The organism is Thalassobaculum sp. (assembly GCF_040219615.1).
Lineage (GTDB): Bacteria > Pseudomonadota > Alphaproteobacteria > Thalassobaculales > Thalassobaculaceae > Thalassobaculum_A.
Window position 1 is genome coordinate 243,062 of the sequence record NZ_JAVJSE010000040.1, and the last position, 22,732, is coordinate 265,793.

Below are 22,732 nucleotides of genomic sequence, written 5' to 3' on the forward strand. Positions count from 1 at the left end.
ATGGCGGCGCGCTCCGACCTCGTGGTTTCGACCGGGTTTCCCGCCCGCTACGCCCCGGCGTCGTCGCCGGAGTCCCTCACCCTCGACGATCTGCCGGCGCACCCGGCCTGCGGCACGATTGTCCGCTCGGCCCTGCTATGGACGGTCGCCGGCATCGGCTTCGTCATGGCCTGGAGCTCGCTGGTGCCGCTGCAGAGCGCCGTCGTCGCCTCCGCCGTGGTCGCCGTCGAGAGCAGCCGCAAGCCGGTGCAGAGCCAGACCGGCGGCACCATCAAGCGACTGCTGGTCAAGGAAGGGGCGACGGTGCAGTCCGGCGACGTGCTGCTGGAGTTCGACCGGGTGCAGACCGCGGTCGAGCATGACGCGCTCGACAAGCAGTACCTGAAGGGCCTGGTGCGGCGTGCCCGGCTGCAGGCCGAGGCCGCTGGCTTGACGGCGATCGTGTGGCCGCCGGAGATCGAAGCGCGCCGCGACGAGCCCGTGGTCGCCGACCTGATGGCCATCGAGGAGCCGCTGTTCGAGGCCCGCAGCCGCGAGTACCAGGGCCGCCGTGACATCACCGAGCGCCGTATCGCCGAACTGCGCGAGGAGATCGCCGCCTACGACAGCAGCCTGAAGGCCGTAGTCGAGCAGGTGGCGCTGATACGCGAAGAGCAGGAGAGCGTGCGGATCCTCCTGGACAAGGGACTGGAGCGTAAGCCGCGAATGCTGGCGCTTCAGCGCACCGCGGCGGCCCTGTTGGGCGAGCGCGGGCAGCTGCGCGCCAACGAGCGTCGCAGCCGGCAGTCGCTGGAGGCGGCGATCCTGGAATTCGCCAACCTGGAATACGAGCGCCGCAGCCGGGTGATCGAAGAGCTCACCACCGTAGAAGCGACGCTCAACGAGTTAGCCGAGCGCCGCAAGGGCGCACGCCAGATCCTGGAGAACACCGTGGTCCGGGCCGGCGAGGACGGCTTCGTGGTCGACCTGAAGTTCTTCGGACCCGGCGCGGTAGTGGCGCCGGGCGAGCCGATCCTGGACATCGTGCCGCGGGGCGACAGCAAGATACTGATCGCCCAGATCCGCCCCAGCGACATCGACATGGTGCGCGTCGGCCAGGCCGCCGAGGTGCGGCTGCTGGCCTACGACATGCGCAACGTCGAGCCGCTCGACGGCAGGGTGCTGACGGTGTCGGCCGATCGCCTGATCGATGAGAGCACCCGCCAGGCCTATTTCGAGACCCGTGTGGCGGTCGACGAACAGTCGCTGGCCCGCCAGCCCGACATCGAGCTCTACCCGGGCATGCCGGCCGACGTGGTCATCAAGACCGGCGAGCGCACCGTCCTTGAGTACCTGACCAAGCCGGTCACCCGCTACCTGTTCACCTCGTTCCGGGAAGAATGACGATGGAACGCGAACTGACTACCGAGGATCCTCACGAAGACGACGGCGCCGTGGACGCCGCCCTGTTCGAGGGCCATGTCGACGCCATCGAGGCCGGTCGGATCTACGGCTGGGCGCTGAATCCGGACGACCCGTCGCAGCGACTGCAGGTCACCATCCACCATGGCTCCGAGGAGCTCGGCACCGTGGTAGCCGACCGCTTCCGCGAGGATCTGCGGGGCTACGGCGACGGCTCCGGCCGACACGCCTTCGTGTTCACCCTGCCGAAATCGCTTTGGGACGCCGAACCGGCGAGCTTCCACGTCGTCCATGCCGGTTCGCCGGTGCCCCTGATGCGCTCCTCGGCCGACCTGCGCTCGGTACCGGTGGACCCGGAGGCGGTGCCGGCCTGGCTGGCCCCGGTCAACTCCCGCCTGGCGCATCTGGAGAACGCCCTGGTCGCCACCGCCCGGGCCGCCGCCCTCGCCCAGATTAGCCTGCGCCGGCTCGGAACCGAGCAGCGCGGCGACGACCGCATCGAGACCGTCGAGGCGGCGCAGCTGCGGCTCGACCAGACGACCAAGGCCCATGGAGCGCTGCTGTCCGGCCTGCGCGTCGACTTGGTGACGGCGCGGCACCGCGGCCGGATGCACCTGGCGCTGACCGTCGCCCTGGCGATGGCGCTCGGCGGCACACTTGTGGTGCTGCTGTCATGAGGATCCTGACGATCTGCCACAACCACCCGGCCCTGCATCCCGGCGGCGCCGAGATCCTGGCGCACGACCTGTTCCGCGACTTTGCGACATGGCCGGGGGTGACCAGCTACTTCCTGGCGGCCATCGAGCGGCACTACCGTTCGCCGCATCCCGGCACCTCGATCCAGGCCCGGCCCGGCGAGCCCAACGTGTTCCTGTACCGCGGCCCCGGCTTCGAGCCGATGGCGATGCTGTCGCGCGACCTCGGCCGGTTCGCGCGGGAGATCGGCGGGCTGCTGCGCGACCTGGCGCCGGACGTGGTGGTGGTGCACCACCTGAACGGCTTCGGCGTCGAGCTGCTGGCGCTGCTGCGCCGCTCCCTGCCGCGGGCGAAGCTGCTGTTCGTGGCGCACGACCTGTACCTGGTCTGCCCCAATGACGGGCTGATGGTGTCGCCGCGCGACGACCGGCTGTGCGAGCGGCAGTCGCACGACGCCTGCCGGCAATGCTTTCCGGAGCGGCCGGTGGCGTTCTTCCAGGCGCGCCGGGCCGACCTGCTGCGGCACCTGGAGCTGGTCGACTGGGTGATCGCCCCCAGCCGCTTCCTGGCCGCGCGCCTGCGGGACTGGGGGGTGCCGGCGGCGAAGCTGCGGGTGATCGGCAACGGCCTGCCGGGCGGCGAGGTCCCGGACGCCGCCGCCTCCAGCCCGGCCTGCGACCGCTTCGCGGTGTTCGGCAACCAGCGCCGCACCAAGGGCACGCTGGTGATCCTGGAGGCGGCGCGGCGGCTGCTGGCCGGCGGCTTCGACCGCTTCAGCCTTCACCTCTACGGCGAGCCGCTGTTCCAGCCCCCCGAATTCGTCGAGCGGCTGGAGGAGCTGTGCGCCGGGCTCGCCGGCGTGGTGGTCCGGCACGGCCGCTACGACCGGGCCCGGGCGACGGCGCTGATGGCCGCCAACGACTGGATCGCCATGCCGTCGACCTGGTGGGAGAACGCGCCGCTGACCATCCGCGAGGCGCAGGCCGCCGGCCGGCCGGTGCTGGTGAGCGACGTAGGCGGCATGGCCGAGTCGGTGGCCGACGGCGTGACCGGCCGCCACGTCGCGGTCGGCGACCCGCAGGCCTGGGCCGACGCCATCGCCGAATGCACCGGCAACACGGAACTCTGGGACCGGCTGGCGGCCAACCTGCCCGCACCGCGCGGAATCGCCGCGGTGGCCGCCGAATACCGCACCCTGTTCGGGGCGGCGGCATGAGCGGCGGCGCCATCATAGCGACCGCCGCCGCGGACCGGGGTACCCCGCCACGGCCCACCGGTCCGTCCGCCGCCGCCCCGGGCACCATCCCCGACGGCGGTCCGAACGGGGCCCCGCTCGAGCATGCCGGGCGGGTGGCCGCCGCCTACCTGGCCTCCGCCGACCCGCTGCCGGCCGGCGCCGTTCACGACATCGGCGACGGCGACTTCCGTGCGATCGGCGCCGAGTTCCTGCGCCACTTCGTGACCCTCGGCGGCCTGGCGCCGGGCGACGACGTGCTCGACATCGGCTGCGGCTTCGGCCGCATGGCGCTGCCGCTGGCCCGCTTCCTGGCCCCGCAGGCCCGCTATCTCGGCTTCGACATCGTGCCGGAGCCGGTGGAATGGTGCCGGACGCATGTGGCGCCGCTGCACCCCGGCTTCGGCTTCGAGCACCTGGACCTGCGCCACCCGCTGTACAACCCGGCCGGCTCCCTGCCCGCCGACGCCGGCTTCCTCGGCCGCATCCCGGCGCCGCTCGGCTGGCGGCCGAGCTTCGTCGCCGCCGTGTCGGTGTTCACGCATCTCGAGAGCGCCGCGATGACCCGGCTGCTGGCCGAGGCGCGCGCCGTGCTGCGGCCGGGCGGGAGGGTGTTCCTGACCGCCTTCCTGACCGGCGACGGCACGCCGCCGGCGGACGCCGCCACCCGCTTTCCGGCCGCCGCCTGGTGCCGCGAGGGGCCGCTGCTGGCGCTGCAGGGGGCGCCGGCCACGGCGGCGGTGGGGGTGCCGTGGGACTGGCTGGGCGAGGTGATGGCCGGGGTCGGCCTGCGTCCCGAGCGGGTGGCGTTCGGCCACTGGCGCGGCGCCGGCGAGCTCGGCGGCCCATTCGGCGGCGCATTGGGCGGCGCGGCCGGCGACCGGCCGTTCCAGGATGTGGTGGTGGCCCGGTGAAACGGCAGAGACGGGGCGGCAAGCGAATGAAGATCCTGATCGCGAACGACAAGGGCGGCGTCGGCAAGAGCACCCTCGCCCAGTATTTCGTGGTGCGGCTGCGCCGGGCGGTCGGGCCGGTGCGCATCGTCGAATGGGACTTCCAGCCGAAGCTGCACCGGTTCTTCGGGCGCGACGCGGTGCAGACCTTCGGGCTGCAGATCCCGACCAGCAGCGACGAGCACCTGGGCGAGGTGCTGGAGCATTTCGACCCGATCGTGAAGTGGCTGCAGGTCACCCGGCCCTGCGTCGTCGACTTCGGCGCCCAGGGCTGGCACCAGTTCGCGTTCTGGGCCGAGCTGACCGGGCTCAGGGACCTGGTGCGGACCTCGGGCCTGACGATCGTCAGCCCGCTGACCGCCGACATCGAGTCGCTGGACGGCGTGTCCTACGTGGTCGACGCGGCCTCGCGGGTGCTGCCCGGCGCCCGCGTCGTGGTGCCGGTGGTGCTGAAGGACGGCGACGTCGCCTGCTTCAAGGGCCTGCCGGCCTATGAGCGGCTGCAGGACCTGGCCCGCGCCGGCGCCCTGCGCTTCGCCACGGTGCCGCGGCTGCCGTCCGAGGGCTATGCCGCGCTGGCCAGCCGCGGCCTGACCTTCGACGAGATCGAGGCGTCCGACGCCAAGGCCCTGCTGGCCCGGGCGCCGCTCAACCCGATGGCGGCGGCGCGGGCGCTGAAGGGCGTGCGCGACTGGCTGGCGGCGGTCGACGGGGAACTGGGCAAGCTGCTGCCGATGCCGGCCGCGGAGCCGGTGGTGGCGGGTCCGGCGGTCATGGGGGCCGACTGAGGTGGATGGACGAGATCGTGTTTCCGATCCTGCGAAGTCTGGTCTGGCTGCTGGTGATGGCGCCGGCGGTGCTGGTGATCCTGGGGCGCTCGCCGCAGCGAAGGCTGCTGCGCCAGGTCGCGCTGGCGGTGCTGGTCGGCGGAATGGGCGGGGCGCTCGGCGCGACCGTGCTGTGGATCCTGGGGGTGGGAGCGGGATGACCCGATGTTCCCGTGAAAGCAACCAACCCACCAGCACGCGTTCACGACACCGTGGTGCTCCTCAAAGACCGAGGGTGGTCCCCACCCGCAGACTTGGTCAGGAACGAGGTGCCAGCCTCAGATACGTCAACCGAACCACAAACTGCCCACCCCGGCGCAGGCGGGACTGTCAGGCGATTACCATCTATGTTCATACAGATCATCGCCTCACGTTAACCGCGGTGCCTACCCACCCAGCATCACCTTCCGGGCATTCGCCAGTACAGCATGTACCTCGCTGCGAAATCCAAGTAGCCGAGCATCGGACTCGTGCACGGCGACAAAATTCCAACAGACCTCCCGCCCCACCCGATCCCATACCGCAGGACTCACCGGGGTTCCGAAGACGTCATACAACTTGTACCTTTGGTCACCAAAAAACTGAAAAAATTCCTCTATATCATACCCAAATGCTCGCGCCGCACGTTCAAGCGAATTCTCGAAAACTATAAAAGGCTGATCCCGTGCTAGAATCCCTGCCGCTCCACGAAGCGCAGAGAACTCCGCGCCTTCAATATCCAATTTGATAAACGAAACCCGCGGTCGAACGCCACGAAACTGATCTGAAAGAGCAACATCTAAGGTTGTGACGGGGACCCTGATATCCTCGACGTCATATGCCTCAAGATTATCGGGCGACAGGGAACTAATCCATCGGCGGTCCTTCACATAGAAAAACGGAATCTCGTCCTGAACACGATCGGAGACACACGCCCTCAGAACAAGAACGTTCCGCCACTTCTTGAAGGCCTCCTCTAACCGCTCAAAAATATGCAGAATCGGCTCAAATGCAACAACATTACCTTCCGAACCCACGGCCCGCAGCATCACTTTTACCATCCGCCCATCAGCTGCTCCGCAATCGACGGCCATTTCGCCCCACCGAGTGTACCGCAAGATCAGCAACTCAACTACAACCTCAGCAAACTCACCGGGTTTCAGGCCATTCTCACCGTTGTTCAGGCGGATCCACTGGTTGTCAGACATAGCGGCACCCCTTCACCTTACGCAAATTACGCCAAGGACGTTACTGATTCATTTACCGGGACCCCACAGTATCGATTCAACTCCATCTCGCCCAAGCACCAGTCATCCATTGTCCGCATAACGCGGATACCGGGACCGCCTGATGAACTCTCCGCCCAGAAGGTAGGAACGCACTATAACATGTGGATCCGCGCAAGAGCCCATCTCGCTCAATATTCCAGCGAACGACTCGATAAATCTAACTCTCAGCAAGTTCGACAGCTTAACGTGCTCAGCTCGAATACTCGACGGACTGAACGCTCCCTTCTCCAAACATTCAATCGCACCCTTAACTCCTGCAAGTACTCCCTCAACCGTGGGCTCACAAATAATCGAATTTCTCTCTGAATACCAAAACTCCCTGCCGCCAGAACACGGAGTTGAGACGACCGGCAATCCAGCCAGCAGGTACTCGCTCGACGCATAGCACGCGCCCTCCGCCGCACTAAATATTCCGCCCACTCGCGACATGTTAAGAAGATCATTTACCTCTACCGGCGAAATATATTCCTTATTAATATACCTTGGACGAAGCTCCTCCAGTTCAAAGTAGTCCTCCTTGCGATGGAGAGCACCCTTAATAACGCAGAGATTATCGACCGCCGCCGCCAGATGCGGACGCTTCAGAGAACGTTCTGGCCGCGTATTGAGAACAAGGTCAAATCTCTTCTGCTTCCATTCGCCCATAATACAAAACACACTATAATCGATCCAGCAATTTTGATTACAACAAAAGCTCCGCGTCATACCGAGATCGCAAGCAAGGCGCGCTTGTGCCTCGTCATTGGCGAGATGCACAAGACGCTCAACAGGAAATCTACCTTCCGTCGCCTCCATAAAGAACGATACATGCTGCGCTAGTTCTTCTCGCCTATACGGGTACATCGGGTTAGTAAAATAAAACCAACTATTCGCCGGAATATTTTCAGAAGACCACACGCGTAAACTATTCGCGAGACCCTCCATCACCACCACAGTGACCCGATCGTCGGACCATAGAACCCCTCCGTTCCGCACCGTGCCGTGCACTGTGATGTGCTCATATCGGTCCTTAAAGCGCAGTATCTCGCGCTCAGTAACTCTAGACCGGCCAAGTTCAAAATTCCCAAGACCACACACGCGCATCGTCCACCATCTTTCCGACGCAATACTCCGGTTTACTCTCGGTAGAATGCCGCCTACTCCTGAAAAAGCCCATCAAACAACTCCCTCGACCAGCCCCTCTCAGTACACACGCGCAGACTCTTGCGACCTAGATCGCTGAACTTGGACCGCCCCATGCGACGAAGCTGGCTCGCTATTTTTATCGCTTGCTCTTCTGGTTCATCCGGTGGGTAGTACAAAAAGGTTCCACACACGTCCTCTTCACGAATCGTGTTTAAGTCCGGTGCCACGATAACCATCCCATATGTGCAATATAATTTCAACGTTCCGGAGGTCAGAACCTGCCGATAACATAGCAACCCAATATCATGACTGCTGCACATCTCATGCACTTCCGCCTCAGTAAGCCTCCTAAGGACGAGATTAAGATTTGGGTGGTTCAGGTTCCGCAGTTTTGATTCCAGTTTACCATCTAACGGCATACCTGCTACTGTAACCGGAAACCCTTTGGCGCAAATTTCCTGGACCAAACGGCACAAAACATCTATTGCCTTGTAACCCCTAATCATCCCCAGAAATAGTACGCGGCGCTCCCCCTCTTCGGAACGCTGCGCGCGCTCCTTCCAACTAACCTCCCCATAGTACCCCTCATATCCGCCATGATAACCTATAACGACCTTCGCCCGGTCGATTGGGAGATGAGCAAGGCAACCTAAGTGGGACTCGGCGTGCAGATGGATCCGGTCGGCCATTCTACACAAGAAGTATCTCACCCGTGTGTCACACTCGATGAAACACTCCTCGTGCGGGCGAGCGTTGTGGACCGTCCATACGATTCTTCCGCCAGCCTGCCGCAGTAACGAAAGTCCAGTAAGGAACTCGCCTGCCGACCGCCATGCCTCTTCGTCTGATGCACAGGTTGCAAACAGGGCATTCAGCCAGTGAACATGAAAAATTGTCCGCACCCCCGAGGCCGCCAACTTGACCGCCGCATCTACGGTACCTGCCTGCGTCGAGTAACGCCCAGTAGCTGCGAGGGGAGCGTACAGGAGTTTCTGATATGGGTTGCCGCCTGAATAATCGGGAAAGTACATCACCTGCGTTCTCGACGGCGAAAGCGATTCGCTGTGCGGATTTGCGGTCACTGTAAATCCCCCCATTTTTCGAGGTACTGATCCATCCGCAGATCCATGATATCCGCAAACTCCGGCACGATATAAGGTATTGTTAAGCGACCTATTTTCCGGGAGATCCACAGTGCCTCTGACTTAATCGCGAGGAACACCTCGTCCCGTTCACGACGGTTTGCCGATAAGAGAGGGCGTAATCTTAGTTGGAAACTCTCGTCCTGTAAAAATAGCAAGTACCGGTGCCCCTGACTGACCCACAGATTGTTTTTTTCGTAATAAGCTCGCAATGTATCTAAGTGTTGCTCGACGTACCTAGGTAAGTTGATCGGATCCTTCTTCACCGCGTGAAATGTCGAATCGCCGCGGACATTATACACGTACTCAGCGCCTATAGCCACGCCAGCCGATTTTACTCTAGTCAGAAGCATGTTGGAAAAGACACCATCCTGACCACTCGGAATGTCCGGCTGACGGAGTCCAGTCTTTTCCAGGAACCTACGGTGCACGAAGCAGCACCAGGCTGGGAGCGCTGAAACATACTTCAGAGGGCGGTCCCTTAGAAACGCCCTGTCAACGGTGCATAGATCAAGCCGCCTCACACTTGCAGTCTCGTACATCCTGTATAGCGCATTGTTCTCTACGTAGTCGTCTGCGTCCGCAAAGAACACGTACTCTCCGGTAGCACGATCCAGAGCATGATTACGGGCCACGCCTTGCCCAGTGTTCCGTTGATTGACGAGAATTACGCGCGGATCGCGCTCACATACGCTTTCGACAATCTCCTCCGTGCGATCTGTGGACCCGTCGTTCACCACGATCACCTCGATGTTGCTAAGCGCGTCTCGTAGGAGGCTATCCAAACACACCCTAACGTGGTCTTCTGCGTTAAACGCCGGCACCAAGACCGATACAAGCGGACTGTTCGAAGGCCGGTGTTGCAGCAACGGTCGCCCTGGATTGTCCAGCCGAGCATCGACGACCGGACGGATCTTACTCGGCTCCGATAACGGTGCCCGACCTTTATCGTGCAGAGCGCGACGCAAACACGATGCCAGTTGCTGGATCTCCACTTCTTGCCGACGTTCAAGCGCCTTTCTAATTTGGAAAGTCTCGTGCCGCATAAACTCCAACGACCGCCACTTTTCATCGAAAGTACGTTCGGTGATCCAATGCTTTAACCAAGTCGCCATTTCCTCAACTGACGGGAACGAATGCATAATCGACCGGCACGGCAAACCTTGAGATCCTGATGCGGTTGTCAATAGCGGCAATCCGTACGCGATCGCCTCTACAGATTTTATTTTCATTCCGGTCGACTGTACTGCGGGTGAAACGATCAAATTACAGTTTTCGTAGAAGCGCCGAATATCTACGACATGACCCTTTTTATAAGCGGCGCAACTCCCCAGGTTACCGATATGGGCGCATACACCTCCCGCGATATCGAAGTGCACGTTATACTTACGGGTGTTGACGTCTGAAAGTATACTGAACAGCGTAGCTGCAGATACTTTGTTCACAGCGTTATCGGACGCAACGTATCCGATGCATATTTGCTGTCCATTTTTCTTTTCACAAAGCACATCTTCGGTGATGCCGTGTGATAGTTCAAGAACATGAACATCCTGTCGGCCTTCAAGCAGTAGCTCGAAATACGCCCTTTCTTCAGAGGTGATCGCTAGAACTATATCGGCTCGAGCTAATCCAAACTCCTCAGCCGCCGCCGTGGTGTAGAACCAACTCGGTCGGAGACCCTGACGCAACATGATGTGGTCACGATCGGTGAAGACGTCATGCGTATTGAGTACCTTAACGGAAGTCGACTCGACGACCTCAAACACCTTGCTCAGCCACACGTAGTCGACCACAACCACGTCATAGGATTTGGTACGGGAGCGTCGCTTTGCCACGGAAAGTATGCTGTCATCCAACCAATCGTCGATTCCCCACTTGTCCCCGGCTGGATTACTTTTGTCTTCACGGAGCACGTGCTCATACGTGGTGATATAACGTTTCGCATCGTGCCAACTTGGCACTGTCGCCGGGCTTCCGTAATATATATAGTCCAAGCGTTTGGCACTGCGCCCTAAGCGCTCTAATAAATACTGGGCGTGCTGCGCGTTTCCGGCGAACGTCCGGAATGGGAATATTGGACTTATCCATAGAATACTGAGGTTAGATAATGACACGCGCTGTACTCCGGGTAATTGTATTACTGTGATTTTAAGTTCGATGTGATCGCTCCAATTGCAAAAGATGCAACTTGGTTCCATGACTCCGCACCTCGCGATAGCTTTTCGTTTCTCGCGTCTAGTGTGGCCAGAACCATTGATATTCGGAGTAGAATTCCTATAACGAGCACTTTATCGTTCTTTGACAATCTCGACCATACTTCGTTGTCCATGCTATTTGGCGCAGAGAATCTTAGTTCGAGTTTTGGACCATGGTCATCTTCCGATTCCGGGTACCATTGATCTAGTACGTGCTTCATTGGCTGTTCCGGAAACTCTATCTTTATATTCTTGCCGAACTCGCCTTTGTTCGCAAAGTAGCTAGATAGACGAAATTCAATAACTGGATATTTCAGATGCGCTAACTCGGCGCCCTCTATTCTGATCCATATGTGTTCATAGTCCGGATTTTTTTGCTCGTTGACTAAGAAGACGTCCGTGTATATCAGCATCTTGTTTCGTAGCGCGACGCATTTCGCCGCGAAATTCCGCATCTCTGCGCGAATACGTCCTCGATCCGCGTCCGTCATGCACCGTGATTCTTCCGGCACCTGCAACGTATAACCGATGGCGTCAAGCATACCCTGGATAGCGTCCCAGCCGGCGGTCGACAGCAACTCAAGATGCTGCGATACTTCGACAACTGTGGTATCGCGCGATTGATGCGAATATTCTCTATTTTGCTCCGAGATCTCTGGTATTCTCGAGATAAAAACTACCTGTAGTGCGGATTTGCTGTTTGTTTCGAAATGTATACTTAGTTTTTTATTGATATTGACGGTAATGAGGAATTCATTTTCCGATATATCTTTCTGACATGTGAATTTCGATGTCTTTCCTTGGATACTCCATGTGGTACGTATTGCGTTTGGGGCGCTCAAGTTATTTTGGTCGTGTAGTGTAGAGGACGTGCTGGGTACGATTTTTGCGGATAACTTTCTTCTCTGACTTTCTGCTCTCGGGTCATCGAGCTTCATACCGTCGCCGCACCAGTTTCCGCTGGTTTCTTCGAGTATGCGTTGGGCCTCATGCGCGGCCTGTGACCACCGCTGTGCGCTTTCAGCCCGTCTACGGAGCGTCTGGAATGCCGAGATTACTTCAGTGGTTGTTGGGCATGTGAACGTTTGTTCCTGGGCGTCTTCGTCGGGGAGAGCTCCGAGCTGCGACAAATCGCGTGCTAGCTCGTTGGTTCCACTGTGACTGGAGTACTTTGCAGCAGCTATTTGTAGCGCTACCTGCTGTTCTGGTGTTTGTTCGACGGTTTCAAACTCCTCACCAGGGCCTAATTCCACTCGCCACGCTTTGTTTATTGCACGGATCAGAACCATTGGGCGCCTTGCAAACATTCCCCCCTCGCATACCAAGCAACGTCCGGGAAATTTTTGCAGCAAACTCCTCACTTGTAACGCATTGGACGTCCATTTTTTGTGTATTTGCTCTATTGTTGTTTTGCTCGGCTCTATCCCTTGCATTATTAGTTCGGAGTAGACCAGATTTTCATGTTTTGTAATTATTATTAATTTTATATCATGATGAAATGTCAACCAAAATTCAGCTATACTGAGAGAACGATGGTCGTTCCATCCCCAATTTTGTTGTATTTCGTTTTTTTCGAATATTTTGTATGCCAAATACTTCATGTATTCCGGGATTTCAACTGATCTTTCCGAAGACTCGGAGAAACTTTGTTCGTATGACAACAGTCTATCATGCCAGGATTTTATTGATTCAGGTGAGGATATTGGTCTACTTAGACCGCAACTTCGCAGGATCTGTGCCACTTTGTTGACAGAAGTGATGTCAAATCCTGTCGTTATTAGTATTGACATTGGTTGGTTCTCAGTTGTTCCGTCGCTTATCCTGGTTCCGGCACGTATTCGCTCGACAGCCTCCCGTAGCCATCCTCAAGGCGTACAATGTCGTCCTCCCCCAGATACCCCCCCGACTGCACCTCGATCAGGTGCAGCGGCAGCATGCCGGGGTTCTCCAAGCGGTGCGTCTCGCCGGCCGGGATGTAGGTCGACTGATTCTCGCCGAGCAGGAAGCTCTCGTCACCGCGGGTCACCCGGGCGGTCCCGCTGACCACCACCCAGTGTTCGGCCCGGTGGTGGTGCATCTGCAGCGACAGCTTCTCGCCCGGGCGCACGGTGATACGCTTAACCTGAAAGCGGTCGCCGCGGTCGATGCCGCGATAGCTGCCCCAGGGCCGGTGCACGGTGCTGTGCAGCACCTGTTCCGGCCGGCCCTTGGCCCGGAGTTGCTCGACCAGGAGCTTGACGTCCTGGGCGCGCCGGCGGTCGGCGACCAGCACGGCGTCGTCGGTCGCCACCACCACCACGTCCTCCAGGCCGGCGACGCCGACCAGGCCGTGCTCGGCCCGGACATAGCAGTTGCGCGCTTCGTGCAGCACCACATCGCCCGCGGCCACGTTGCCGGCGGCGTCGCGGTCGCCGATCTCCCACAGCGCCGACCAGGCGCCGACGTCGCTCCACCCCATGTCGACCGGCACCACCGCCGCCCGGGGCGTGGTCTCCATCACCGCGGTGTCGATCGCTTCGGCGGGCGCCGACGCGAAGGCTTCGGCGTCGAGACGGCAGAAGGTGAGGTCGGGTTCCGCACCGGCCAACGCCCGGCGGCACGCGGCGACGATCTCCGGCCGGCTGCGCTCGAGCTCCAGCAGATAGGCGCCGGCGGCGAACAGGAAGATGCCGCTGTTCCAGTAGTGGCCGCCTTCCGCCAGATAGCCCTCGACCGCGGCGCCCGACGGTTTCTCCACGAAGCGCTCGACCGCTCTCACGCCGTCGCCGTACGCCCCGCCCTCCAGCGGCCCGCCGGCCCTGATGTAGCCATAGCCGGTCTCCGGCCCCGTCGGCGTCACCCCGAAGGTCACCAGCCGGCCGTCCAGGGCCGCCGGCGCGGCCCGGGCCACCGCCTCGTGCAGGCGCTCGGGCGACGCCACCACATGGTCCGACGGCATCACCAGCATCAGGCCGTCGCCGCCGTCGGCGGTCAGCCGCAGCGCCGCCGCGCAGACCGCCGGCGCGGTGTTGCGGCCGACCGGTTCGAGCAGGATCGCGGCCGGCTGCAGGGCCGAAGCCCGCAGCTGCTCGGCGACGATGAAGCGATGCTCCTCGTTGCACACCACGACCGGCGGCGCATATCCCTCGCCGGCCGTCCGCAGCGCGGTCTCCTGGATCATCGTCAGCTCGCTCGCCAATGGCAGGAACTGCTTCGGATAACCGGCGCGCGACAGCGGCCACAGCCGCGATCCGGATCCGCCGGACAGAATCACCGGGGTGATGGTGCCGGTCTTGTCAGCCTTCGCCATGTCTCTCCCCATCCCTCAAACATCAGCCGCGTCCCCTATGCGGCCAGCGAACTCAGTCTGCCGGCGTAGCGGCGCCCCGCTGCCGCCGGCAAATGCCTCCCGCTCACGAACTGCCGACCGGCCGCGGACAGCCGCTGGCGCAGCAGTTCGTCTTCCGCCATCCGCCGCATCCACCAGGCGGCGTGCGATACGTCGGCATCGGCCCAGAGCTGCCCCTCGGCGAACGGGTAGTCCCCCTCGCCGACCGGCACCAGGCGGTGCTCGACCAGCGCCGCCGTGTCCGGCGTCGTGAAGTCCATGTTCCCCGACCAGCCGGTCACGATCACCGGCTTGCCCAGCAGCATCGCCTCGGCGATGCCGCGCCCGAAGCCCTCGGCCCGGTGCAGCGAGACGTAGCAGTCGCAGGCCCGGTACAGGTCGAGCACCGCGCCGCGCTCGAGGGTGCGGTTGATCATCCGGATGCGGCGGTCGCCGGCGGCGACGGCGCGGAACGCCTCCCAGTCGGCGTCGCCGCGGCGTGCCCGCATGACCTTGACCACCAGGCCGACCGGCTCGTCGCCGCGCGGGAAGGCCTCCCGGAAGGCCGCCACGCAGGCCAGCGGGTTCTTGCGCGCGAAGCCGGACAGCGCGTCGAAGGAGAAGGCGAACAGGAAGCGCCGCTTCGGGAGGCGGAAGTCGCGCCGGGTCAGGCCGGCGGTGGCCTGCGCCGTCACCGCCATCGGCATGTGATGCGGGGGCTTGAGGCTGCTCCGGGCGTAGGCGCGGCGGCTGTAGTCGCTGGAGGCCCAGACCTCGTCCACCAGGTCGTAGGCGTGCCGCCAGGCGCGCGGCCATTCCGGCAGCTCCCACGGCCAGTAGCCGATGCTGCGGCGGCCGTCGAACAGCCGCGACCCCTCGACCGCGGCGATCCGCGCGGTCTCGATGCCGGTGGTGCAGAACAGGTTGGTGTCGTAGGGCAGCCGGTCGGAGACGAAGGCCACGGCGCTGTCGTCGCCCTGGCACACCTCTCGCCCCGGCTCGATGTTGTAGATCGAGAACGGTACGCCGGCCGCCTGCATGGCCAGCGCCGCCATGCGCACGTCCTCGCCGATACCGAGCTGGCCGCGGGCATAGCCGATCAGGTTGTAGCCGGGCATAAGTCCCCGGCGGCCGGCACGCACTTTGCGGGTCGCGGGACGGGGACCAAGCCGCCGGATGCGGTCGAGGACCGGAAATGTCTCGCCGGCGTCGTCGCGCCCGGCCCACGCGGCGTAGGCGTCGGCGCGCGGATCCGGGAACCGGGCACGCAGGCGGTCGTCGCCGAGCCACAACAGCGCCAGGATACGGCTGAGCCGGTCACCGGGAACGAGCGGTGCCGCCAGGACCTCGGCGGCGCCGACGTCGATCAGCCCGAGTAGGCCGAGTTCGGCGATGCCATGCGCGTAGAACCAGCCGACATAGCGCATTCGGCCGGCCGCGTTGTCGAGCGGCCAGGCCCCCTGCAGGTCCTCGCGGGACGACCAGATCCGCGCCATCAGCCGGCTGACCGGTACCACGTCGGCCTGCGGCAGCCGCGGGTCCGGCGCTCCCAGGAACCGAAGCTGAGCAGCGGTCAGGTAGCGGTCGAGGCCCAGTTCGGCGGGGCCATGGAGGAAGCACCACCAGACGAGGTCTCGGCGGCCGGCGGCGGAGGCGATGTCGAAGACAGCCTGAAGGTCCGGCCGCATGTCCCAGACCAGACGCATCAGCCGCGTCATGCGCGGCTCCGGATCTTCCGCGGCCCCCTCCGCCAACGCCTCCAGCAGTCCATCGCCGGCGCAGGCGGCCAGGGCCGCACGCTCGAAGGCGCCGTGCTCGCGGGCGCCGTCGACCAGCAGCCACCATGCCAGGCCCTGTTGTCCGGCGGCGGTGGCGAGATCGAAGCGCCGGCGCAGATCGGGCCGCAGCCGGTGCACGGACGCCATGAACCGGGTCAGCCTCGGCCGGACCCCGGGCAGGGCACCGGGCGCCGGGGCAGTGAAGTCGTCGGCCGGGTCGCCGCCGGCCTCGTCATGGCCGCGATACTCGCCACGACCGACGATCTCCATCCACCAACCGAAGCCCTCAATATCGTCACGGAACTGCCGCTGCAGATCTGGCCGGGTCAACCAGACGGTGCGACGGATGGCCTCGGCCGACAGCGGCCCGGTCGCCGCCCCTACGGTCGGCGCACTTGCCCGTGCAAATGCGACCATCGCGCGTTCCTTCCCCACCCTTGTCACGCCCCCGCAGTCGAGAACCGCCCATCAAAGTGCAAGGCCCTCGTGGCCGAACCGTCGTCGATACGCGACTGCGCCCTGCACCCACTCCATCCCCTGTCTCGACACTACGATTCAGGTTTTCCACGAGAATTTCAATCTCAAATTTATCAATTAATAACCAAACTCACATCTCAAGCTTTATACATCGCTCCCATCTGTCTCACAGCGGGCTTCAGACAACCTCAGATACACCGCATCGCCGACAACGCATGCCGCACCATGTCGGCCAGCTCCGGAAAGTGCGGCCGCCAGCCCAGCGCGTCGCGGGCCAGCCGGGCGTCGGCCACCAGCCGCGGTGGATCGCCCGGGCGCCGGCCGCGGGCCCGCAGCGGCACCGGTCGGCCGGTCGCGGCGCGCACGGCGTCGACCACCGCCAGCACCGAGGCGCCGCGGCCGGTGCCGAGATTGGCAACCAGCGGCTCGCCACCGGCCAGCAACCGGCGCAGCGCCAGTACGTGGGCGTCGGCCAGGTCGCTCACATGCACGTAGTCGCGGATGCAGGTACCATCAGGCGTAGCGTAGTCGATGCCGTGGACCTCGAGATACGGGCGGTGACCGAGCGCGACCCGCAGGGCCAGCGGAATCAGGTGGGTCTCCAACCGGTGGTTCTCCGCCAGTTCGGCGTCCGGGTCGGCCCCCGCGGCATTGAAATACCGCAGCGCCACCCAGCGTGGGCCGCCGATGGCGGCGGACTCTGCCAGCATCCGCTCGGCCAGCAGCTTGCTGCCGCCATAGGGGCTGAGCGGCCGCAGAGCGTGCGCCTCGGGCACCGGCAGCATGGCGGGAGCGCCGTACACCGCGGCCGACGAGGAGAACACCAGGTGCCGCACGCCGGCCTGACGCATCGCCCGCAGCAACTGCCAGGTGCCGTCCGCATTGGCGGCGAGGTAGACGGCCGGGTCACGCAGCGATTCGGCGGCCTCGATACGGGCCGCGAAATGCATCGCGGCAACCGCCCGGTGGCGGGCCAGCACCGTCGCCAGTTGCCGGTGATCGGCCACGTCGCCGACCTCGAGCGGCCCCCATCGCACTGCGCATCTCGAGCCGTTCGACAGGTCGTCATAGGCCACCGGCAGGAAGCCGGCGGCGGCCAGCGCCTTGCAGGCATGGCTGCCGACGAAGCCGGCACCGCCGGTTACCAGTACCGCCGGCACCTGCGGCGCCGGCCCGGCCGCGTGGCCCGGCGCCCGCATCCATTCCCGCATGTCCGGCTCTCGATTGCATTGAATCAACCTGAAGTTTACACCACTATCATCTCCGGCACACATCCTCGGCAACTCCGGGCCACCAGGTTGCCGGACCATCTCCACGCCGACCGTCGTCGCGGACAACAGGAAGGAACGCCGCAGCATGGCCCGCAGATGGTGGCACGCCACGCCGACCGGACGCCGACGGGTTCCGGACGTCCGGGATCCGATCGCCAGCGCCGCCTTCCGCAATCACTGCTGGGCCGGGGCGATCCTTATCGCCGAGGCGGAGGACGAGCCGACGCGGGTGTTCCTCGACCCGGTAGTGCAGGCCGGGCGGCGGCGATGGCGGGCCGCGCTAGGCGCCTCTCTCACCGGCGAGGACTTCCCGGCGGTGCTGCATCTCCTGTGCACCGCCGACTGGCACCTTCGTCCGGTGGAATCGCCGGAGGAACTGTCAGCCGCCACCGCCGCCTGGGTCGGCCTCGCCGACGGCGCCGCCTGGGCGACCATCCGGATCGCCTGCCGGGCCGCCCCCGGCATCCGGGATGGGGAGACCGGGGCTTGCGGTGCGATGGCGGCCAACGATACCGCCGGGCCGACGGATACCATCCGGGTTCCCGCAACGGTGCGCGAGGGTATCGCGCCGCTGGCCTCCGGGCGCTACCGCACGGCGGCGACGCTCCTGGTGGCCGCGCAGCGCCGCATCGGGGCGCGGGAAGCGATGCTCGTGACCCCAGGCGGTGACGACGAGGGAACAGTGACCCGCCTGGACCATCACCTGCAGGACGGGTTCGGTCCGCCGCGCATCGACCTTACGGAGGTCATGGACTGGGTCATCGAGGCGGACCGGAGCGGGACAGCGATCGTCGCGCACGATGCGCTGGCGAGAGCCGAGACTTCGACGCTGCTGGCCGTCATCCCGACCTCCACGCTCGACGCCGCCGGCGCGGCGATCGCCGCCGTCGCCGTCCTGCGGATCCCGCCGCGGCGGACCGCCGCCGCCGTCGAGTGCAGCGCCGACGGCGCCTGACACACGGGTCGCCAAGGTGCCGACGGCACTCGCGCCGCCGCCGGCCGCCTACCAGCTGGTGGCGATCAGCGCCATCCCGGCGCCAAGCGGCAGGGTCAGCCGGTGGTAGTCCGTGAACCGGTAGCCGTTCTCGACCTGGACCAGCCCGGAAACCTGCTCGATCACTTGCTGACCGCTGCCGTGGGCCTGGGCGACCGACTGCAGCAGGCTGCGCGCCAGGCGGCGGTCGATCACCGCCCGCAGGTCGCCTCCGTGCATGATCCTCTCCTGATCGCGGATCCAGCGGTGCCCGATCGCCATGCGATAAGCCTCGAACCGCAGATTGCCGCCGAACCGGCGAACGACCTTGAGCCCTTCATGCATGGTCTCGCCTCCAGGCCGGAACAGCCGGGCCAGCGGGCCGGCCCCCAGCGATCGGTCGACTGTCCATGCTGCCATGAGGCGATCGAACCAGGCGCGCTGCGCCTTCGGCAACTGGTCGCTGCCGACCGGCGATATGCGGAGCGTCGTCACCCGTTCGGCGCCGGTCGCCACCGCCGCCAGCTTGCGCACGAAGCGCGCAGCCGCGTCGCAGCTCGCGAACGAAGCCTCGAGCCAGCTGGCGGTCACGGCAAGACCGCCACTCCAAACCGCCACGTCGACTCCGTCTACCCGGCCGTCGAACCGGGCCAGGGCGGTGACCAGTCGCTCGCCCTGCCCGCTGTCGAACTGCCGGCCGTCGAGCCGGACCGACAGCCGGCGGCCACGGCGAACCAGATGAACATGGCCCAGCCCGTGGACCCGCCACTCGGGCCCCAGCTCCGGCGCGTAGAGTTCCGGCGCGGCAGGGCGCGGCATGGGCAGGGGCGGCACGGGCGGGAGCGACATGCGCTGGAGCGGCGCGCCGGTGCTCGGCTCGGCGGCGATCCACTCGTTCTCCACGGCCAGCCACGGCGACCGCCCCGGGAGCCGTGCCGCAGTCACCGGAAAGCCTCGCCTGCGCGGCCGGAGCCCGGATCCAGAACATCGGCTCCACCGTCGCCCGGCCTGCCCCCGCCGACCGTGCGACGGTCGGCGGCCTGCACCCGCCGCCAGATCTCCGTCCGCACCCGCCCATCCAGCGCGTCGAACGAGAGCTGAGCCAGATGCAGGTCGAGCGGATTGTCGCTGGCCGAGGCGCGGAGCAGATTCCGGTATGCCTCGGTTCGTATGCCGAGCACCTCGCCGATGCAGTTGGCGAGCACCTGCAGGGCGCGTCGGTCTCCGGCGATAGGCGGGACGTCCTCGGAATCCGGTTGCCTTGACACCGCTACCCTCCGAACCAAGATACTCAACGTGAGTTCATCTTAGATTACCAGTCACACGACAGCGATCAACCTTAAGATGGCGAACAGAATCTGGCTGGCCACCGAAGCGGGTTGTATCCCGGCGCAGGATCTGGCGTCGGTGCCCGACCGGATGGCGGCGATTCAGGACTGCTGTCGCGCCGGGGCTATCGTCGTCACCGCCCGCGGCTGGCGGGCCGAGTTGTATGTCGACCCGATTGCGCAGGTGCCTGGCTACGAGTGGCGGATGCCGATCGAAGCGTCACTGACCGGCCTCGGATCGACCTTCGTGCTGCACATCCTTAGCGGCGACGCATGGCACGCTAGCCCCCACGACTCGACGGCCGACCTGCTCGCCGGTCTGGCTCCATGGATCCAGTTGGCCGGGCACCGGCTCGGATCGACATACCGCTACCCCGCGCCCGGCAGTGCGGCTGCCACGGAAACGGCCGGCGCCACCGCGGCCCTGGCGCGCCACCGTTGGCTAGCCCCGCTACTGGCCGATCTTGCGGGCTATGTCGTGGGCTCGGCTCGTGACTTGCTCGACTTGGCCGGCCGGCACGGCGACGCCCGCGAAGCGCTGGTGATTCGTTTCGGACTGCCATCTCCCGACCAACTCGCGATGATCGAGCATGTCGATCATGCCTGCAGCAGGGGCACCAATGCGGTTCTCAGCCCCCTTAATATCGAGCACTGGTTGCGCGAAACTGTCAGAACGGGTAAACGCATAGTCTCAGAGGCGACCGTCCCCGGTGCGTCCGTATCCGAACTCACGGTTGTTTTCTCAACGATTCAGAACAGTCTAAATTCGAACGTTCACATGAACGCAGGCGCGATACAGTTTCAACTGAAGGCCAATTCGGTACTAATACTGAGTTGACAGTCTGCGCCAGTAGCACGATTTTAGTTTTTCGCCGCAAACAAAATAAGGCGTACGCGCATGTCGCCAAGAGGGAGGAGTGCTTCCTCCGATACCGCAAAAGCGGCCGATGACGAATCCGTCGCGAAGAAGGCTGTAAAGACAACCAGTGGGCGAAAGGGCACCTACGAGCACGTGACCACCAACAATCCGGTGGACCAGCACGTCGGGCGGCGCGTCCGGGAACGTCGCCTGGCGCTTGGCCTGTCACAGAGCGCGATCGCGCAGCAGATCGGCGTCACCGGGCAGCAGTATCAGAAGTATGAGAAGGGCGAGAACCGGATCTCGGCATCCCGTTTGTTCGACTTGGCAAATTGCCTGAGGGTGCCGGTGTCGCACTTCTTTGACGAGATGGCCGATGAGACCCGGGTCGCCTCGCCGGCGCATATGCTGTCGAGCGAGCCTATCGCCGAGTTCGATGCCCCGATTACGGCAAACAGCTACGAGCGCCGACAGACACACGAGCTCCTGCGCCTTTGGCAACAACTGCCGGATCATGCCCGGGGTCGGGTGGTCGACCTGGTACGGTCAATGGTCGATCTCAGTTCCGAAAGCTCGGGAACGGCCAAGGCGGACGCATCGGAACTCCCGTGAGGTAGGGCTGGCGGCGCCGCGCGGGTTCGCGGCTTGAGTGGGCATTGTCGCCAAAGTTGTTTCAACTTTACTGTTTTACATGCAAAAATCCTCACTGCACAACGGTGGGTGGGGACTCACTTGGCACACAGTGATATCAGGATTGTCGTAGACAATCTCTGGATACGGCCGGATGGTGCGCTGCAGCAGGGGCGGCCGCAAGCCCTTCTCTCGCCGGCTTTTCTGCCCGGCTGGATGATCCGTACCGAGGGTTGGGCATTCGTCGGCCGCACCCGGGACCACATGCAGATCCGCTTCGATCCACGCTGCATCGGGCTGCCCGCCCTGAAGGGCCTGCTCGACGGAATCAGGCGCCTCGGTGACGGCGGCGAGGTTCGCGAGGTCGAAGTCCGCTACCACCATGCCGACGTACCGACTTGCTGGACGATGGAATCGATGCTTGCGGCGTGTCGTCGCATCCTCGAGGTCTACGATGAGGCCCAGAAGCTGGAGTATGCCAACTTCTCGCTCGTTCAGAACGCGTCCGGACGGGTCGAAACGCAGCACATCGGCTGCGGTTCCGCCGCTACCCGCGCATTCCTGCGTCCGCGTCTCCGAACGTTCATCGAGCGCTGGAAGGATGCGCGGGGTCTGGAAGCCCTGATCGATCAACTCGACGACACCGGCCAGTACGTCTCGATCTTTCGGATGGAGGATGGCGACCCTCGTGCATGCCGCCTGGGTGGCGGGCTGATCTTCAGCACCCCAAGCCCGGAGGGTGCCCGCCTGCCGGACATACTGCCAGCCCCCCAAATCGAGGCTTCGCGAGACCGGATCACGACGGCGATCGCCTCCGGTGAACCGGTGGCACGCCGGCATCGCTCGGAATTCTATGACGTGATCGCGCTCACACTGCCGGTCCGGACCCGAAGCGGCGTCCTCGCCGTCACCATGTCGCAGGGCGACCTTTCAATGCCGCCAACCATCCGGGAACACCACCTGCCGCCCCTGCCGATCGCTCCGGAAGCCGGGCTGCGCAAGCAGCAGCGCTGACCGCGGAGAAGGATCCGGCGGGATGCTTCCTTGGCAACAGGCATCGAAAGAGTTCCCACGCCCGCCCGCATTCAATATAATCAATCTGCGATTGATTCTTGAAGGACTCCATGGATGAAGGGCATCGTGCTCGCCGGCGGATCCGGCACCCGGCTGTATCCGCTGACCTTGGTCGCCAGCAAGCAGCTGCTGCCGGTCTACGACAAGCCGATGATCTACTACCCGCTGACCACGCTGATGCTGGCCGGCATCCG

The 22,732-nt window shown here is 63.9% G+C and carries 20 protein-coding genes; 11 read left to right on the forward strand and 9 right to left on the reverse strand.

The genetic code is table 11. The features are described from left to right. From RIC31_RS22760 to RIC31_RS22785, 6 genes are read left to right on the forward strand one after another with little or no spacing between them, the layout of a single operon-like run. The gene (locus tag RIC31_RS22760; protein WP_350113410.1) at positions 1-1,383 is read left to right on the forward strand and encodes an HlyD family type I secretion periplasmic adaptor subunit; all 1,383 of its coding nucleotides are present in this window, start codon (positions 1-3) and stop codon (positions 1,381-1,383) included. A 2-nt stretch (positions 1,384-1,385) separates the two neighbouring features. Continuing rightward, the gene (locus RIC31_RS22765) at positions 1,386-2,078 is read left to right on the forward strand and encodes a hypothetical protein (RefSeq protein ID WP_350113413.1); all 693 of its coding nucleotides are present in this window, start codon (positions 1,386-1,388) and stop codon (positions 2,076-2,078) included. Continuing rightward, the gene (locus tag RIC31_RS22770) at positions 2,075-3,313 is read left to right on the forward strand and encodes a glycosyltransferase (RefSeq protein WP_350113416.1); all 1,239 of its coding nucleotides are present in this window, start codon (positions 2,075-2,077) and stop codon (positions 3,311-3,313) included. The genes RIC31_RS22765 and RIC31_RS22770 overlap by 4 nt, the downstream gene beginning before the upstream one ends. Then, positions 3,310-4,245, forward strand: a complete 936-nt coding sequence (locus tag RIC31_RS22775) for an SAM-dependent methyltransferase (protein ID WP_350113420.1) — start codon at positions 3,310-3,312, stop codon at positions 4,243-4,245. Before RIC31_RS22770 ends, RIC31_RS22775 begins: the two co-directional genes overlap by 4 nt. Positions 4,246-4,271: 26 nt before the next feature. Then, positions 4,272-5,072 carry a P-loop NTPase family protein gene (locus RIC31_RS22780; RefSeq protein ID WP_350113423.1) on the forward strand — a complete coding sequence of 267 codons (801 nt, stop codon included), beginning with the start codon at positions 4,272-4,274 and terminating at the stop codon, positions 5,070-5,072. 5 nt (positions 5,073-5,077) lie between these two features. Next, positions 5,078-5,272: a hypothetical protein gene (locus RIC31_RS22785; RefSeq protein WP_350113425.1), complete on the forward strand. Its 195-nt coding sequence runs from the start codon at positions 5,078-5,080 to the stop codon at positions 5,270-5,272. Between the two features lie 225 nt (positions 5,273-5,497). Here RIC31_RS22785 and RIC31_RS22790 read toward each other — a convergent pair whose 3' ends face one another. The 7 genes from RIC31_RS22790 to galE form a co-directional block, all read right to left on the reverse strand. Continuing rightward, on the reverse strand, positions 5,498-6,298 hold the full coding sequence (locus RIC31_RS22790; protein WP_350113427.1) for an FkbM family methyltransferase: 801 nt from the start codon (positions 6,296-6,298) through the stop codon (positions 5,498-5,500). Positions 6,299-6,400: 102 nt separating this feature from the next. Continuing rightward, the gene (locus RIC31_RS22795; protein ID WP_350113429.1) at positions 6,401-7,312 is read right to left on the reverse strand and encodes a glycosyltransferase; all 912 of its coding nucleotides are present in this window, start codon (positions 7,310-7,312) and stop codon (positions 6,401-6,403) included. Positions 7,313-8,582: 1,270 nt separating this feature from the next. After that, the gene (locus RIC31_RS22800; protein WP_350113431.1) at positions 8,583-10,760 is read right to left on the reverse strand and encodes a glycosyltransferase; all 2,178 of its coding nucleotides are present in this window, start codon (positions 10,758-10,760) and stop codon (positions 8,583-8,585) included. Between the two features lie 23 nt (positions 10,761-10,783). Continuing rightward, complete coding sequence (locus tag RIC31_RS22805; protein WP_350113433.1) at positions 10,784-12,502, reverse strand: hypothetical protein; 1,719 nt, start codon at positions 12,500-12,502, stop codon at positions 10,784-10,786. A gap of 155 nt (positions 12,503-12,657) precedes the next feature. Beyond that, a complete protein-coding gene (locus tag RIC31_RS22810) occupies positions 12,658-14,130 on the reverse strand; it encodes a mannose-1-phosphate guanylyltransferase/mannose-6-phosphate isomerase (protein ID WP_350113436.1) in 1,473 nt (490 codons plus the stop codon). Between the two features lie 35 nt (positions 14,131-14,165). Beyond that, positions 14,166-16,343 (reverse strand): glycosyltransferase, encoded by a 2,178-nt coding sequence (locus tag RIC31_RS22815; RefSeq protein ID WP_350113439.1) that lies wholly within the window; start codon positions 16,341-16,343, stop codon positions 14,166-14,168. 248 nt (positions 16,344-16,591) lie between these two features. Further along, positions 16,592-17,614 carry a UDP-glucose 4-epimerase GalE gene (gene galE, locus RIC31_RS22820; RefSeq protein WP_350113442.1) on the reverse strand — a complete coding sequence of 341 codons (1,023 nt, stop codon included), beginning with the start codon at positions 17,612-17,614 and terminating at the stop codon, positions 16,592-16,594. A 145-nt stretch (positions 17,615-17,759) separates the two neighbouring features. Between galE and RIC31_RS22825 the strand changes: the two genes are divergently transcribed. After that, on the forward strand, positions 17,760-18,629 hold the full coding sequence (locus RIC31_RS22825; RefSeq protein ID WP_350113445.1) for a hypothetical protein: 870 nt from the start codon (positions 17,760-17,762) through the stop codon (positions 18,627-18,629). A gap of 48 nt (positions 18,630-18,677) precedes the next feature. On the opposite strand, the gene RIC31_RS22830 is transcribed toward RIC31_RS22825, so the two are convergent. Beyond that, positions 18,678-19,592, reverse strand: coding sequence for a hypothetical protein (locus RIC31_RS22830; RefSeq protein WP_350113448.1), 915 nt, complete (start codon positions 19,590-19,592; stop codon positions 18,678-18,680). Then, positions 19,589-19,852, reverse strand: a complete 264-nt coding sequence (locus RIC31_RS22835; RefSeq protein ID WP_350113451.1) for a hypothetical protein — start codon at positions 19,850-19,852, stop codon at positions 19,589-19,591. The genes RIC31_RS22830 and RIC31_RS22835 overlap by 4 nt, the downstream gene beginning before the upstream one ends. A 139-nt stretch (positions 19,853-19,991) precedes the next feature. Here RIC31_RS22835 and RIC31_RS22840 point away from each other — a divergent pair, with 139 nt between their 5' ends. From RIC31_RS22840 to RIC31_RS22855, 4 genes are all read left to right on the forward strand, one after another. Next, the gene (locus tag RIC31_RS22840; RefSeq protein ID WP_350113454.1) at positions 19,992-20,813 is read left to right on the forward strand and encodes a hypothetical protein; all 822 of its coding nucleotides are present in this window, start codon (positions 19,992-19,994) and stop codon (positions 20,811-20,813) included. A 174-nt stretch (positions 20,814-20,987) separates the two neighbouring features. Beyond that, positions 20,988-21,446, forward strand: a complete 459-nt coding sequence (locus RIC31_RS22845; RefSeq protein ID WP_350113457.1) for a helix-turn-helix domain-containing protein — start codon at positions 20,988-20,990, stop codon at positions 21,444-21,446. Positions 21,447-21,566: 120 nt separating this feature from the next. Next, positions 21,567-22,478 carry a hypothetical protein gene (locus RIC31_RS22850; protein WP_350113459.1) on the forward strand — a complete coding sequence of 304 codons (912 nt, stop codon included), beginning with the start codon at positions 21,567-21,569 and terminating at the stop codon, positions 22,476-22,478. Between the two features lie 114 nt (positions 22,479-22,592). Then, positions 22,593-22,732, forward strand: a 140-nt coding sequence (locus RIC31_RS22855) for a sugar phosphate nucleotidyltransferase (protein ID WP_350112754.1), incomplete at its 3' end; no start/stop codon positions are given.

What these genes read in the sequence shown, in the direction of transcription:
- RIC31_RS22825 (WP_350113445.1), top strand. Translation starts at nt 17,760, where the DNA reads ATGGCCCGCAGATGGTGGCACGCCACGCCGACCGGACGCCGACGGGTT.
- galE (WP_350113442.1), bottom strand. Translation starts at nt 17,614, where the DNA reads ATGCGGGAATGGATGCGGGCGCCGGGCCACGCGGCCGGGCCGGCGCCG.
- RIC31_RS22815 (WP_350113439.1), bottom strand. Translation starts at nt 16,343, where the DNA reads ATGGTCGCATTTGCACGGGCAAGTGCGCCGACCGTAGGGGCGGCGACC.
- RIC31_RS22770 (WP_350113416.1), top strand. Translation starts at nt 2,075, where the DNA reads ATGAGGATCCTGACGATCTGCCACAACCACCCGGCCCTGCATCCCGGC.
- RIC31_RS22840 (WP_350113454.1), top strand. Translation starts at nt 19,992, where the DNA reads ATGGCGAACAGAATCTGGCTGGCCACCGAAGCGGGTTGTATCCCGGCG.
- RIC31_RS22780 (WP_350113423.1), top strand. Translation starts at nt 4,272, where the DNA reads ATGAAGATCCTGATCGCGAACGACAAGGGCGGCGTCGGCAAGAGCACC.
- RIC31_RS22775 (WP_350113420.1), top strand. Translation starts at nt 3,310, where the DNA reads ATGAGCGGCGGCGCCATCATAGCGACCGCCGCCGCGGACCGGGGTACC.
- RIC31_RS22760 (WP_350113410.1), top strand. Translation starts at nt 1, where the DNA reads ATGGCGGCGCGCTCCGACCTCGTGGTTTCGACCGGGTTTCCCGCCCGC.
- RIC31_RS22765 (WP_350113413.1), top strand. Translation starts at nt 1,386, where the DNA reads ATGGAACGCGAACTGACTACCGAGGATCCTCACGAAGACGACGGCGCC.
- RIC31_RS22790 (WP_350113427.1), bottom strand. Translation starts at nt 6,298, where the DNA reads ATGTCTGACAACCAGTGGATCCGCCTGAACAACGGTGAGAATGGCCTG.
- RIC31_RS22810 (WP_350113436.1), bottom strand. Translation starts at nt 14,130, where the DNA reads ATGGCGAAGGCTGACAAGACCGGCACCATCACCCCGGTGATTCTGTCC.
- RIC31_RS22785 (WP_350113425.1), top strand. Translation starts at nt 5,078, where the DNA reads ATGGACGAGATCGTGTTTCCGATCCTGCGAAGTCTGGTCTGGCTGCTG.